General features: G+C 73.9%; 13 protein-coding genes. 6 read left to right on the top strand and 7 right to left on the bottom strand.

All coding sequences use genetic code 11. From position 1 onward, the window contains the following. Positions 1 to 3: 3 nt before the first annotated feature. Both ACZ4XJ_RS22585 and ACZ4XJ_RS22580 read right to left on the bottom strand, forming a co-directional pair. Positions 4 to 1,104, bottom strand: coding sequence for a phosphotransferase family protein (locus ACZ4XJ_RS22585; RefSeq protein WP_468497128.1), 1,101 nt, complete (start codon positions 1,102 to 1,104; stop codon positions 4 to 6). Positions 1,105 to 1,140: 36 nt separating this feature from the next. Beyond that, positions 1,141 to 2,274: an Rv3169 family protein gene (locus ACZ4XJ_RS22580; RefSeq protein ID WP_468497127.1), complete on the bottom strand. Its 1,134-nt coding sequence runs from the start codon at positions 2,272 to 2,274 to the stop codon at positions 1,141 to 1,143. Between the two features lie 266 nt (positions 2,275 to 2,540). Between ACZ4XJ_RS22580 and ACZ4XJ_RS22575 the strand changes: the two genes are divergently transcribed. Beyond that, positions 2,541 to 2,948 (top strand): hypothetical protein, encoded by a 408-nt coding sequence (locus ACZ4XJ_RS22575; RefSeq protein ID WP_362882942.1) that lies wholly within the window; start codon positions 2,541 to 2,543, stop codon positions 2,946 to 2,948. A 209-nt stretch (positions 2,949 to 3,157) separates the two neighbouring features. Here ACZ4XJ_RS22575 and ACZ4XJ_RS22570 read toward each other — a convergent pair whose 3' ends face one another. After that, positions 3,158 to 4,330: an acyl-CoA dehydrogenase family protein gene (locus ACZ4XJ_RS22570; RefSeq protein ID WP_362883593.1), complete on the bottom strand. Its 1,173-nt coding sequence runs from the start codon at positions 4,328 to 4,330 to the stop codon at positions 3,158 to 3,160. 147 nt (positions 4,331 to 4,477) lie between these two features. After that, on the bottom strand, positions 4,478 to 5,179 hold the full coding sequence (locus ACZ4XJ_RS22565) for a TetR/AcrR family transcriptional regulator (RefSeq protein WP_468497126.1): 702 nt from the start codon (positions 5,177 to 5,179) through the stop codon (positions 4,478 to 4,480). 136 nt (positions 5,180 to 5,315) lie between these two features. Between ACZ4XJ_RS22565 and ACZ4XJ_RS22560 the strand changes: the two genes are divergently transcribed. Next, entirely contained in the window at positions 5,316 to 5,930 is a 615-nt protein-coding gene (locus tag ACZ4XJ_RS22560) for a DUF6230 family protein (RefSeq protein ID WP_468497125.1), read from the top strand. Positions 5,931 to 5,962: 32 nt separating this feature from the next. After that, entirely contained in the window at positions 5,963 to 6,916 is a 954-nt protein-coding gene (locus ACZ4XJ_RS22555; protein ID WP_362883599.1) for a DUF6114 domain-containing protein, read from the top strand. Between the two features lie 15 nt (positions 6,917 to 6,931). On the opposite strand, the gene ACZ4XJ_RS22550 is transcribed toward ACZ4XJ_RS22555, so the two are convergent. Next, positions 6,932 to 7,084, bottom strand: a complete 153-nt coding sequence (locus tag ACZ4XJ_RS22550) for an SCO1431 family membrane protein (protein ID WP_362883601.1) — start codon at positions 7,082 to 7,084, stop codon at positions 6,932 to 6,934. Positions 7,085 to 7,360: 276 nt separating this feature from the next. Next, positions 7,361 to 8,770: a peptidase C39 family protein gene (locus ACZ4XJ_RS22545; RefSeq protein WP_362883603.1), complete on the bottom strand. Its 1,410-nt coding sequence runs from the start codon at positions 8,768 to 8,770 to the stop codon at positions 7,361 to 7,363. 133 nt (positions 8,771 to 8,903) lie between these two features. Between ACZ4XJ_RS22545 and ACZ4XJ_RS22540 the strand changes: the two genes are divergently transcribed. Together ACZ4XJ_RS22540 and ACZ4XJ_RS22535 are read left to right on the top strand one after the other, a co-directional pair. After that, positions 8,904 to 9,539: a uridine kinase family protein gene (locus ACZ4XJ_RS22540; RefSeq protein WP_468497124.1), complete on the top strand. Its 636-nt coding sequence runs from the start codon at positions 8,904 to 8,906 to the stop codon at positions 9,537 to 9,539. A gap of 378 nt (positions 9,540 to 9,917) precedes the next feature. Continuing rightward, positions 9,918 to 11,891, top strand: coding sequence for an AAA family ATPase (locus ACZ4XJ_RS22535; RefSeq protein ID WP_468497123.1), 1,974 nt, complete (start codon positions 9,918 to 9,920; stop codon positions 11,889 to 11,891). A 9-nt stretch (positions 11,892 to 11,900) separates the two neighbouring features. Here ACZ4XJ_RS22535 and ACZ4XJ_RS22530 read toward each other — a convergent pair whose 3' ends face one another. Continuing rightward, positions 11,901 to 12,902 carry a helix-turn-helix transcriptional regulator gene (locus ACZ4XJ_RS22530; RefSeq protein ID WP_362883609.1) on the bottom strand — a complete coding sequence of 334 codons (1,002 nt, stop codon included), beginning with the start codon at positions 12,900 to 12,902 and terminating at the stop codon, positions 11,901 to 11,903. Positions 12,903 to 13,046: 144 nt separating this feature from the next. Between ACZ4XJ_RS22530 and ACZ4XJ_RS22525 the strand changes: the two genes are divergently transcribed. Continuing rightward, positions 13,047 to 13,448: a RidA family protein gene (locus tag ACZ4XJ_RS22525; protein WP_362883610.1), complete on the top strand. Its 402-nt coding sequence runs from the start codon at positions 13,047 to 13,049 to the stop codon at positions 13,446 to 13,448. Positions 13,449 to 13,502 lie beyond the last annotated feature (54 nt).

Raw genomic sequence — 13,502 nt, 5'->3', positions numbered from 1 at the left:
GGGCTACCAGTACGTTCCCTGCACCATGGCGGCGAGTCCGGCATGGTGCAGGATCAGGCCGTCGGGGTCCGCGGGGACCTCGACCTCCCCGAAGTACGCCTGCCGGTAGGCGATGCGCAGCATCACGATGCCGTGCCGCAGGGCGGCGTACAGGGTGTGGAACTCCATGTCCCGCGGGACGTGGCCGGTCAGTTCCGCGTAGCGGCGTTCCAGGTCCTCGCGGCGCAGGAAGTCCGGCAGGCCGGGCTGGCCGAAGCCGACGGTCAGGTCCTGGAAGAAGCGGTGCAAGAACACCGTCCAGCCCAGGTCGACCTCGCGCGGGGCGCAGGCGGCCATCTCCCAGTCCAGGACCGCGACTGGTTCGAAGCCGTCGGGCTGGTAGATGACGTTCCCGATGCGGGCGTCGCCCCAGTTGAGGACGGGTTCGCCCTCGTCGGTGGGCCAGAGTTCCTCCAGCCGGTCGAAGGCGCGCTCCACGAGCGGCGAACGGGCCAGGCCGTCGACCACCCACGCGTAGTAGGCGCGCTGCGCGTCGACGTGCCGGCGCAGCGGACTGCCCTTGCCGGGCGGCAGCAGGAACGCGGCCTCCTCGGCCGGGAACCCGTCGTGCAGGCGGGCCAGCAGCGAGATGCTCGCTTCCTGGAGCACCGCGCGTTCGGCGTCGGTGGCGGCGTGCAGCCAGTTGCCCTCGTACGTGTAGGGCATCACGTCCGGCGGTACGCGGCCCTCGGCGCGGGCCATGACGAAGAACGGGGCGCCCAGCGGCGCCGGGTCCTCCTCCAGCCACTGCACGCGCGGGACGGGCAGGTCCGTGTGGCGGGCGACGAGGTCCATCACGCGGTGCTGGCGCGGCATGTCGTAGGTGGGGAACACGCTGTAGGCGGCCGGGTCGGCGGCGAGCCGCAGGGCGCACTCCCGCAGCGGGGTGCGCGGGTGTTCGATGTCGAAGAGCAGGGTCTCGCTCGACATGCCGTTGGAGCCGGGGACGCGGACGTCGGTGACGCGGGCACCCGGGAGTCGTACGTCGAGCCAGGCGGCGAGCCGGCGGGCGAGTTCCTCGGGCTCGCGGGTGGAGGTGCGGGGACGCGGAGCGGTGGCGGCCATGACCGGCCCTTCCTTCGGGGCTGCGGGCAGCGGGGGTCAGGGGGCGACGGAGGAGTGGTCCGCGAAGCCGGTGGGGTCGTGGCGGCCGAAGCTGCCGTGTTCGAAGATCCCGTGGCCGATCCGGCCGTCGAGGGTGAACCGGGCCGAGTGGTCGGTGACGCCGAAGGCGGCCATCGGGTGGGCGGTGGGGTCGGAGAGGTCGTAGACGCGGCGGTCGGTCCAGCCGCGGCCCCGCCAGCTGCCGTGCTGCCAGTCGTCGGCGGGCGGGTAGCCGGCGCCGACGGCGAGCGGGGAGGAGGCGAGGATCTCGACGCCCAGTTCCAGCGGCTCGCGGGAGGGATCGGTGAGGTGGACGACCGCGCTCTCGGGGTGGCGGGTGCCCGGCCGGTAGCGGATCTCGGTGTGCGGCCAGCCGAGCTGGACGTCGTGGCGGCCGCTGCCCTCGGGGAAGACCTGCACGGCTTCGTTGAGGGTGCGGTGGCCGTCGGCGTCCTCCTGCGCGATGACCATCAGGAAGCGGTCCTCGAAGCGGACCGGGATCCAGAGCCAGTGGAAGCCTTCGGGGCGGTGCTCCTGCGCCGCCCGGCCGCCGTCCTCGCCGGGGATCGGGCGGACGCCCCAGCTGCGGTCGCGGGTGCCGGTCCACTCCCCCGCGGCCAGGGTGATCTCCTCGCCGCCGGCCCGGATGCGGCCGGTGACGTCGCCCGCCTGGACGAAGCGGCGGCCCTCCAACATCAGCCGGTCGCCGCGGCGCTGGACGTGGTGGGGCTCCCAGACGGCGGGGAAGGCGCCGGTCCAGGTGAGGTCGTACGACAGCCCGTCGGGGTCCGCCGGGTCGGGGTCGCACCGGAGGGTGAACTTCTGGAGCGGGACGTCGACGGTGACGGACAGCGGGCCGACGGAGAGGTTCATCCGGTCGTCGCCGAGGGCGTCGGAGGCCCGGACGGCACGGAGTTGGTCACCGGTGCGCAGGGTGGCGTAGGCGTCGATGACCCCGGCGTTGGGATAGACCCCCAGGCCCAGGATGAGGAGGGCCCGGCCGGCGTGGTCGAAGACGTGGAAGATGCAGCGGTCGTAGGCGTTGCGGTCGCCGCTGACGAGGTGCTTCATCGACAAAGGGGCCTGGTGGACGGGGTATTCGTCGAGCGGGACGGGACGGTCCGCGGGCATGACAAACCTCCAGGGCACGGGGGCGGGACGCCGCACAGCGAATATGACGGTACGTCAGGAACTCGGCGCGGGGCCATAGTTGTGGCACGTCCTGACAACCCGGCACGCTCGGCCAGGGCGTGCTCCGGCCCGCGCCGCTCCGCCCCTCGCGGGCCGAAGCGCGCCGGGGCGGGGGCCGTGCGCGGGGGCGGCCGGTGGGAGGGGTCGAACGGATGGGCGGGGCCGGCCGGCGATTACCCGGGGCGGACGCGCCGCGTTGCCCCTGCATGAGCACGGTTGAGTCCTCCCCGTCACGGACGGGACGCCGCAGGCGGCCCACACCGCCCGGATTCGAAGAATCGGTTCAGCGGGCGGATCGTCAGCTCGGGGACCGGCCGCCCACGGCGGACCGGCCGCAGGCCGAGCGCTACCAGGCGGAACGCCTCCGGGCCGAGCGCCTGCAAGCCGAACGGCCGCAGGCCGAGCGCCTCCAGGCGGGCCGGTCGGCGGCGGAACGGCCACCCGGGGAGGTCCGGCAGCCGGGCCGGCAACGTCACCCCGATCCGCCCATCTACCTCGACCTCATCGCCCGCTGGACCGAGGCGGGCCGCACCCTGCCGGGCCTGCGCGACCCCGAATGGCACCGGGTCGCATCGTCCCCGATCTGGCCGAGCGGGCCCTTGTACGGCGGCTGACGCTCGGGCCGTCCCGGGGCGGTGGCCGTCCCACCCCGCCGGCCGCCCCGGGGGCGGGTACGCGATCCGGGCAGGCCCGGATCGCGGAACCGCGTGCGTCAGCCCGCCCCACCACCCCCGGCCGGCGCACCCTGCCGGTACGAGCACGCCCGGCGGCCGGCCCGGCGGCCCCGACGGCTACGGAACCGCGGGCGTCGGCCCGGGCCGCGTCAGCGGGTTTCGGGGCCGGCCAGGTGGCGGGCGATGACCATGCGCTGGATCTGGTTGGTGCCCTCCACGATCTGGAGCACCTTCGCCTCGCGCATCAGCCGCTCCACCGGGAAGTCCGCCGTGTAGCCGTAGCCGCCGAGGACCTGGACGGCGTCCGTGGTCACGGACATCGCCGCGTCGGTGCAGAACAGCTTCGCCATCGCGGCCTGCCGGGAGAACGGCTTGCCCGCGTCCCGCAGCCGCGCGGCGGCCAGGTAGAGGGCGCGGCCCGCCTCGATCTTGGTGGCCATGTCGGCCAGCATGAAGCGCAGGCCCTGGAAGTCGGCGATGGGGTGCCCGAACTGCTTGCGGCCCAGCGCGTACGCGAGCGCCTCGTCCAAGGCGGCCTGCGCGACGCCGATGGCGCAGGCGGCGATGCCGAGCCGGCCCGCGTCGAGGGCGGCGAGCGCGATGGTGAAGCCTTGGCCCTCGTCGCCGATACGCCGCGCGTCGGGGACCCGTACGCCGTCGAAGTGGAGCTGGGCGGTGGGCGAGCCCTTCATGCCCATCTTCTTCTCGGGCACGGCCGCCGTCAGGCCCGGGGCGTCGCCGGGGACCAGGAAGGCCGTGATGCCCTTGGGGCCCGGCACGCCGGTGCGCGCCAGGACGGTGTAGAAGTCGGCGACCCCGCCGTGGGTGATCCAGGCCTTGGTGCCGGTGATCACCCAGTCGTCGCCGTCGCGGACGGCCTTGGTGGTGAGCGAGGCGGCGTCCGAGCCGGCGGCCGGCTCGGACAGGCAGTAGGCGCCGAGGAGCCCGCCGCCGAGCATGTCGGGCAGGTGGGCGGCGCGCTGCTCCTTGGTGCCGTAGCCGGCGAGGCCGTGGCAGGCCAGGGAGTGGACGCTGACGCCGAGGCCGACCGTCAGGCGGGCGGCCGCGAGCTCTTCCAGTACCTGGAGGTACACCTCGTACGGCTGGTCGCCGCCGCCGAACTCACCGGCGTACGGAAGACCGAGCAGCCCGGACTCGGACAGCAGGGTGAAGACCTCGCGGGGGAACCGGCCGGCCTCCTCCTCGTCCGAGGCGAGGGGGCGGATCTCCCTCTGGGCGATCTCGCGCACGAGCGCCAGGAGGTCGCGGGACTCCTCGGTGGGCAGCTGACGGTCCACCGTCTGTGGGGCGCGTTCGGTCATGGCGGCGCTCTCCTCCCTGGTCGGGCACGGCGGCGACGCGTGAGGTGTGGGACGCGCCACCGGGTCTCGGTGCTCACACAACCGACACGGCCCTCCCGGGTCACGGAAGGGCTCGAAGAGCGGCTGCGGCGGGTTGAGTATGCCCGATCAGACGCTTTCCGTCACCGGTGCTTGATCATCACCGTGGCCGAGGGCGTTCGACGCCCCGTCCAGGTCCGCCGGAGGGGCGGGACACTGCGGGACGAACTCCTCGATCACGGTCAGCGTCGCACGGAGCTGGCGTACGAGCAGCGCTCCGACGGTCGCCCGGTCGGGCTGCCCCTCCGCCCCCAGGGCGCCGATCCAGTCCAGGGTGACGCCCTCGACGCCGGAGAGCCAGCCGACGAGGGCGAGCCGGGCGAGCGGGGGGACGGTCCGGGTGCCGTAGGCGCCCTCCGCGATGGTGGCCGTCAGTTCCTCGCGCACCGCGTCCCGGATCGCCAGCACCTCGGCGTCCGAGCCGACGCCTCCGGTGACGATCGTGCGGTAGGCGGCGGGGTGGTGCTCGGCGTAGTGGAGGTAGCCGTCGACGGTGCGGCGGACGCGCTCGACGCCGGACAGGTCCGTGTCCCGGCCGGCGCGGGCGACGAGTTCGGCGACGGAGTCCTCGACGATGGCGAGGTAGTAGCCGCGCTTGCTCGTGAAGTAGTAGTAGATCAGCCCCTTGGCGACGCCGGCCTGCTTGGCGATGTCGTCCATGGAGAGGGCGTCGTACGAGGTGCTGTCGAACAACTTGCGGCCGGTTGCTATGAGTTCGGCCCGCCGAACCTGCGAACGCCCGGTCCTGCCCCGCTGTTGACTATTATTCAAATCCAGCCCTAGCCTCGAACTGCCACAGGACGCCCGCAGTATGGCAGACCTGCGTGCCCGAGCCGGCTCGACCCAGTTCCTCCGCACATCCCCGCGCACATCACCGCGCACCGGACGACGTACGGGAGGCACCACCATGGGCAAGGACGGGAAACCGAACCCGCGGGGCCGGGTCCGCTGGAGGAGGTCGGCGCTCGTCGCCCTGCCCTCGCTCGTCGCGGTCGGGGTGCTGGGAACGGTCATGGCCCAGGGCGCGCTCGCCGCGTCCTTCGCCGTCTCGGGGACCAGTTTCCAGGTCTCCTCCTCGAAGCTGACCAGCAAGGGGCTGGCCTCGTACGTGCAGACGGACCGTTCCGTCGACGGCACGGGGCACCCGGTGGCCCTGCTCGGGATCGGGGACGCCACCCTCACCGACATCTGCCAGTCCGCGGAGGTGGACACCCCGCTGGGCACGGTGGTGTTCAAGCTGACGGCGGGCGGTCCGGCCGGGGAGGTGACCGCGAGCAGCCTGATCATCGACGGGGAGGACCTCGACGGCGACGCCACCTTCGGCACCGCCCAGATCGGTCGGGACGCGTCCACGCTCGACGCGGTGGAGGGGGTGCGGGGCGAGCCGGGCAAGTTCGGGCTACAGGCCGGGAACATCGAGGTGGTCGGCGTGAAGTCGCACGCCTGGTCCGCGACCGGCGGGAACTTCCGGCTCAAGGGTCTGCGGGTCGCCGTGAGCCTGGACGGCCGCACGTGCTTCTAGGCCGTCCGGTCGGAACCCGCGGGCGGCTTCCGTTGCCGGAGCAGCGGCGGCGGCTGCGGACCTGGCGGCGCACCCGGCCGTTCTGGGGCGGGCTGCTGCTGGTGCTGGGCGGGGCCGAGCTGCTGCTGGTGCCGCTGTCCCCGTTGGCCGTGCTCGTCAGCCTCGGTCCGGGCGGGATCGCCGCCATCGGGATCGGGGTCGCGCTGATCGTGGCGGGGCTTTTCCTGTGGTTCCTGCCGCAGTCCCGCGCCTACGTCTCGATCCACGCGCTGCTGCTGTCGGTGCTGTCCTTCGTGGCGACCAACCTGGGCGGGTTCCTCGTCGGGATGCTCCTCGGCATCGCGGGCGGCGCCCTCGCCTTCGGGTGGACGCCGGACTCCGGGACGCGGGACGAGGACGCCGGCGCGGAGGACGGGGCGCGGGAGTTCGCCGGGGAGGGCGGCGGGAATGCCGGCGGGGAGGGCAGCGGGCCGCGGGTGAGGGCCGCCGCCCTGCCGGTGGTACTGCTGGCCGCGCTGGCGACGGGCGCGCCGATGGAGGGCCGGGCCGGGGCCGGGGCGGTGGCGACGGGGGCGGCGCCGGTGGTCGCGCGGACTCCCCCGACCGTCACGACCTCGTTGTTCGCGCCCCGGGGCTTCGCCCTCGCCGGGGTCACCGAGGTCGTGACGGTGGACGGGCCGCGCAGGGTCCTCGTACTGAAGATGGCCGCGGCCTCGCTGAGCGACTACCGGCTGCGCACCCGGGACGGGGGCGAGGAGTACGGGCTGGCCGCGCGGTCGCTCGAACTGCGGGGCGACGTGACGTTGTACCTGACCCGGTTCAGCGGGTGCATCGAGGGGCTGCTGTGCGTGACGTTCAGCCCCGACGGGCTGCCCGCTCCCCCGGTCATCCCGCCGTTCGTGTTCATGACGCGGGTCAGCGCCGAACAGGCCCTGGTGACCTCGGACGTGATCGTCACCGACGGGCTGCGCCTGGAGGCCTCGTAGGGCCCCCGGCAGGAGCTACATCCAACCGACCTGGGTGACGAACATGGCGACGACCACCACGAGGGTCCAGCCGAGCACGTGCTCCAGCCACGAGGAGCCCTCGTCGGGCCCACCGGTGGCGACGGTCGTGGGGGTGGCGGCGTTGAGGGCGGCGCTGTCTGCGGTCATGCCGTCCAATGTGCCGGCGGGCGCGTCGTTCGCGATAGGACGTCGGTCACTGGTGGCGCGCGTCACGTCACCGGGCCCCGACCGGGGTCCGCCGGAGCGGGCCGCGGCCGGGACCCGGCGACGGGTACCGCGTACGGTCAGGTCATGCCGTCATGCCGTCACGCCGGCGGCCGCCCATGGCCACCACGGCCGGGCCGAGGCAGAGGGCGACGGCTCCGGGGAGGAGGTCGCTGACCACGGTTTCGACTCTTGACCCCTCCGTGCCGGAGGGCGTTCTCACAGCACTCCGACCGCCTTCAACGCGGCGGCCTGGACCGGGCCCGGACGGGCCGGACCATAGAGGTAGCAGATGCCCCCGGTCCCCGCGACGGTCTTCCCGGCGGCGTTGCGGCGCTTGGTGCGCAGCCAGTTGTTCTCCCACTCCCGCCGCGCGTAGACGCGGCGGACGGCCGCGTTGTCGGGCGAGTTGGGGTCGTTGGCGATCACGTCCCCGGCGGCGGTGAAGCCGATCACGGTCATCAGGTGGCCCGCCGTGCCGTAACCCGCACCGGTGAGTTCCTCGGCGAGGAAGGACTGGGAGGTGATGACCGGGATGCCGGCGCGGACCAGGGTCTCCAGGTCGGCGAGGGAGGTGAGCCGGGTGACGACGCCCGCGAGGCCCCGGTAGGTCGCGGCGTAGGCGGCGTTGAAGGGCCAGTTGCCGCAGCCCTTGTACGCGGCGTCGTAGGTGGAGCGGGCCGCGTGGCAGACCTGGGGGTCCCGGTAGGAGGTGTTGACCCAGGACAGGGCCTTCGCGGAGGCGCGGCCGCCCCAGAACTCCACGACCATCTGGGAGGAGGTGGGGCTGCACCAGGCCTCGCCGCCGTTGTCGTACTCGGGGTACCGGCCGGCGTGGATCTCCTGCGAGTAGCGCGGGACCTTCAGCTCGTGCGCCTTCCCGGAGGGCGTGGAGGCGGTGACGGTGAAGCGGTCCGGGACGTCGGAGAGCATCGCGCCGGCCAGCCGGACGGTGGGGCCCCGGTCGGCGCCGGGCTTGCGGTACAGGGTCAGGCGCAGCTGCCAGTCCCTGATCCGGATGCCGGAGGACGGGTCGTCGACGGCCAGGCTGTCGGTCCGGACGGTGGTCCTGCCGTCGCTCTGGCCGTCGACGGAGGTGCGGCGGATGTCGCCGTCACCGGCGGCCCAACGACCCATCACGTACCAGGGGCCGACCTTGCCGTCGGTGTAGGTGCCGCGCAGTTCGATCTGGATCCAGGTACCGGCGGGGGTGGCGGCGTTCCAGGAGGCGATGGCCTCGGTACCGGGGACGGTGGAGCGGTGGACGGGCGAAGTCCAGGTGGCGTACTCCCAGGTGGCCTTCTTCGCCGTGTGGGGGTCGGTGTAGGTGGTGCGGCCGGTCGGGGTCGCGATCTCCAGACCGGCGCGGGCTCCGTCGACGGCCCTGGTGCCGTCGTGGATGCCCGCCCGCCAGTGGGCGAGGGAGTACCAGAAGCGGTTGTCGACGGTCCGGGCGGCGGCGGTCGCGGCGGCGTCCGCGCCGGGGGCCGCGGGCACGGGGAGCGGTCCGGATCCCGGCTCGGAGGCCGGGGTCGGGGCGGCGGAGGCCCGCCCCCCGGGGAGGCCGACCGTGGTGGCGGCGGCGAGGGCGACGGCCAGCAGGGCCCGGCGCGGCGTGGGTGCGGTCATCGGCGTTGGCCCCCAGGGCTCGGTGCGGTGGATCGGCTCGTCCACCCTTCCAGTTCCCGTGGGCCGAGGGCCGAAGCCACGGCACGTGTCGGGGTGAACGGACCCCTGCGAACGCGCGGCCTAAGCTGGCCGGGTGGAGCCACAGCAGTCACTTGAGTCACTCGCGCGGGAGCTCGCCGCTCTGCCGCCCTCCCTCGGCCCGGTCCGGCTGATCGGCGTCGACGGGCACGCCGGATCGGGGAAGAGCACCTTCGCGGAACGGCTCGCCGGGGCCCTCGGCGGGGCGCCGGTGCTGCACCTCGACGAGGTGGCCACCCACGAGGAGCTGTTCGGCTGGTGGGGCCGGCTGGACGCGCAGGTGCTGGCGCCGCTGGCGGCGGGCCGGACCGCGCACTGGGCCCCGTACGACTGGGTGGAGCGGTGCTTCGGGCCGGAACGGGTGCTGGAGCCGGCGCCGGTGGTGCTCGTCGAGGGCGTCGGGGCGGGCCGGCGGGCCCTGCGGCCGCGGCTGGCGCGGCTGCTGTGGATGGAGACCGCCCGGGAGACCTCCTGGCGGCGCGGGAGGAACCGGGACGGGCGCGAACTGTCCGACTTCTGGGACGGATGGGAGCGCGCCGAGCGCGCGCACTTCTCGGACGACCCTTCGCGCCCCTTCGCCGACACCCTGGTACGCCAGAGCGGTACGGGATACGAGTGGACTTCAGGGGCTGGTGCGACCTCGGGAACGGCCGTTTCCATCACCGAGAGCGACGGGCTGCCCCAGGCCTGAGCGGCTCCGCGAACCGGCGCCCCGGGGCCTCCTCCGACCCGCTTGACCCCGGCCCGGCGACGGCCTTACGTTCAGAACGCGCGGTCCGCGAGGGCCGCCGCGGACACGAAGCCCCCGGTCGTTCCCCCGTGACCGGGGGCTTCGTTGTCCCCCCGGGACGGCTCCCGACCGCCGCCCGGCGCCCGGCCGCGCCCGCCGATCCTCACGGTGCGTTACCATGCGCCTCCGGGGCGCACGCGCGACCCGTCCCCGTCGCACCCTGGGTAAGGTGCGTCACCGCAGGTACGATGCAGCCCTGATTTCATCGGCGGGGTGGACAACTCGCGTGCGGAGCACGGGGGTTGCCGCGTACCACGGGGCTGGCTTGTGGGGGATGTGATGGACTTCGGCATGCCGGGCAGCGCACACGCCCCGGCCGAACTCGCCTGGCTGCGCGGAGTGGACGCCTGCACCATGGGGGCCTATCCGCAGGCCGAGGAGGAGTTCCGGGCGGCCGTGCGGTTCGACCCCACCATGGCCGACGCCTGGCTGGGCCTGCACGCGCTGCGCGTCGACACCACGAACGCCCTGCTGCGCATGTACGCGCACCGGGACCGCTTCGGCGAGCAGCGGGCACGGCACCGGCGGACGCTCAACTCCTGGTACTGGCTCGGCTGGTGGGTACAGCCGGTGCTGGAGAGCCGGCGCGACCTGCTGCTGGCCCACGCCTCGCACTGGCTGGACGGCCGGCACGTGCCGGAGCTGGACCAGGCCCTCGCCGCGCTGCCGCCGGTGGACACCGACCCGCAGGTGCGGTTCCTGCACGCCTGCCGGGCCTACCTGGTCAAGGACTGGGACGAGTTGGTGCGGCACACCGAACCCCTGGTGGAGGATCCGCTGCTGGGCATCGAGGCGGGCCTGTTCGGCGGGATGGCCCGGGTCCGGCTGGAGATGTACGGGCAGGCCGAGCCGATGCTGTCGGCGGCGTTGATGCGCTGTCGCAGCGAGCAGCCGCAGCGCAAGGAGCTGCGGTACTGGCTGGCGCGGGCGCACGAGGGCACCGGGCGCAGCGCCGCGGCGCTGCCGCTGTACCGGGCGGTGCACCGGGTGGATCCGGCGTTCATGGACACCGCGGCCCGGTTGACGGCCATCGCCGACAGCAGCGACCCCGACGACATGGCCGGGTACGCGGGGCTCTCCGGGCACCTCGGCGAGGGGCTGGCGGGGCACGGCCTGTCCACGGCCGGCGGGGACTACGCGGCGGTGGCGCTCGGCGGTGGCCCCTTCCAGGACGTCACGGCCCAGGACGTCGCGGCCCAGGACATCGCGGCGGACGGGCAGGTTGACCCGGATCCGCCGACGCCGCTGGAACCGCCCGAGCAGCGTTTCGCACCGTCGGCGGGCTCGGGCGGGCTGGAGGGCGTACGGCACAAGGTGTCCGTGCCGCCGCAGGGCGCACCGGCCGGGCTGCCGGCCGGACCCGCCGATCCGCGGGCGCTGGCGCAGGCGCTCGCGGAGCTGGAGCGGATGGTGGGGCTGGACCCGGTGAAGCGGCAGGTCAAGGCCCTGTCGGCGCAGCTGCACATGGCCAGGCTGCGGGCGGCGCAGGGGTTGCCGGTGCAGCCGCCGAAGCGCCACTTCGTGTTCTCCGGTCCCTCGGGCACCGGCAAGACCACGGTGGCGCGGATCCTGGGGCGGGTGTTCTTCGCGCTGGGATTGTTGGGCGGCGACCATCTGGTGGAGGCCCAACGAGCCGATCTGGTCGGGGAGTTCCTCGGTCAGACCGCTGTCAAGGCGAACGAGTTGATCGATTCGGCGATCGGCGGGGTGCTGTTCGTCGACGAGGCGTACAGCCTGTCCAACTCCGGCTACAGCAAGGGGGACGCGTACGGTGACGAGGCCCTCCAGGTGCTCCTGAAGCGGGCGGAGGACAACCGGGACCACCTGGTGGTGATCCTGGCCGGCTATCCGGCGGGGATGGACCGGCTCCTCGGCGCGAACCCGGGGCTGTCCTCGCGGTTCACCACCCGGGTGGACTTCCCCAGCTACCGACCGCCGGAACTCACCGCGATCGGCGGCGTGCTGGCGGAGGCCAACGGGGACCGGTGGGACGAGGAGGCCGTGGAGGAGCTGCGCAGCATCAGCGGGCACGTCGTCGAGCAGGGCTGGATCGACGAGTTGGGCAACGGCCGCTTCCTGCGCACCCTGTACGAGAAGAGCTGCGCCTACCGGGACCTGCGGCTGGCGGGCTTCGCTGGCGAGCCCACGCGCGACGACCTGGCGACGCTGCGGCTGGCGGACCTGATGCAGGCGTACGGGGAGGTCCTGTCGGGCCGCGGCCCCCAGGAACGGCCGGAGCCACCGCCGCTCTAGTGCCCAGCACTAGGCCGTTTCTCCGGGCTCCCCCGCGTCGGGCGTGGCCGCGTAGCGGGTGGCGAGCGCGCCGGCGCGCTCGCGCAGGGCGGTGCGCAGCCACTGCGGGGTCAGGGCCTCGGCGTGCGTGGCGAGCTGCCACAGCGCCCATTCGGCGTGGCGGGCGTCCTGGAAGGTCAGGGTCAGTCGTAGCCGGCCGTCGGGGTCGGCCGCTTCGGCGAGCACGTCCAGCGCGGTGTCCAGCAGCTCATCCCGCCGCGCCGGGTCCACCCGCACCAGCACGGTGACCTGGTCCCCGCCCGTACGGAACCGTGTGCTGCGGTCCTGCCAGGCCCGTTCCAGGTCGATCCGCTCCGGGCGCCGCGCGGGCTCGTCGAGTTCCTCGGCGGCCAGGATCCGGGACAGCCGGTAGGTGCGGTCGGCGCCCTCCCGCGCGGCCAGCAGGTAGCCCCGCTCCCGTACGGTGACCAGGCCGATCGGGTCCACCGTGCGCCACCGCGCCGGGCGGCCCGTGGCCGCGTAGCGGATGCGCAGCCGGCGTCCGGCGAAGACCGCGCGCCTGACCTCGGAGACGACGGGGTCGGGCAGTTCCTCGGCGACGACGCGGCGCGAGAGGAGGTCGGTCTCCGGGTCGATGAGGAGGCGTTCGGCCACGCCGGTCGCCGTGTCCCGGTGGCTGTCGGGCAGCGCGTCGACCACCTTCAGCATGGCCGAGGCGAGTGCCGAACCGAGGCCGAACGCCTGGGCGCCGCGCCGCGATCCGGCGACCAGCAGGGCCAGGGACTCGTCGTGGTTGAGCCCGGTCAGTTCGGTGCGGAAGCCGGGCAACAGCGCGAACCCGCCGTGCCGGCCGCGTTCGGCGTGCACCGGGACGCCGGCCGCGGACAGCGCCTCCATGTCGCGCAGCACGGTGCGGGTGGACACCTCCAGCTCGCGGGCCAGGGTGGCCGCGGACAGCCGACCGCGCCGACGCATCAGCAACACCAGGGAGACCAGCCGATCGGCGCGCATCCGAAAACCCTATCGGCATACATGACACAAGGTGTCGTGATGCGTTGGGAGGCTTCTCGACACGACGCCGGGGCGGCCTTGAGGCCGGGCCGGTGGGCGGACGTACGTACCCCACCCGGGGTCGACGCATCGATGGGAGCGGACATGACGACGCAACGCACGGCGGTCAACCCGTGGACGTGGTCGCTGGAGCTGGGCTACCACCAGGGCGAAGTGGTCTCCGGGCAGACCCGGACCCTGTACTGCGCCGGGCAGGGCGCGATGGACGGCGACGGCAAGCCCCTGCACGAGGGGGACATGGCGGCCCAGTTGGCGCTCAGCCTGGACAACCTGGAGGCCGTGCTCGGCGCCGCCGACATGTCCCTGGGGAACCTGGTGCGGCTCAACGTCCACACCACGGACGTCGACCTGCTCTTCCAGCACTACGGCGTACTGGCGGCGCGGTTGGGGGCCGCCCGGGTGGCGCCGGCCACCACCATGCTCGGGGTGAGCCGGCTGGCGATCCCCACCCTGCTGGTCGAGCTGGAGGGGACCGCCGTCGCCTGACGACGGGGGGTACGCGACGCCGGCCCGACCCCGGCGCCCCCGGGGGGGCGGGCG

This window comes from Streptomyces sp. NPDC029836 (genome assembly GCF_055574495.1).
The sequence above is the reverse complement of the archived record's forward strand: the minus strand, read 5'-3'. Positions and strand labels throughout refer to the sequence as shown.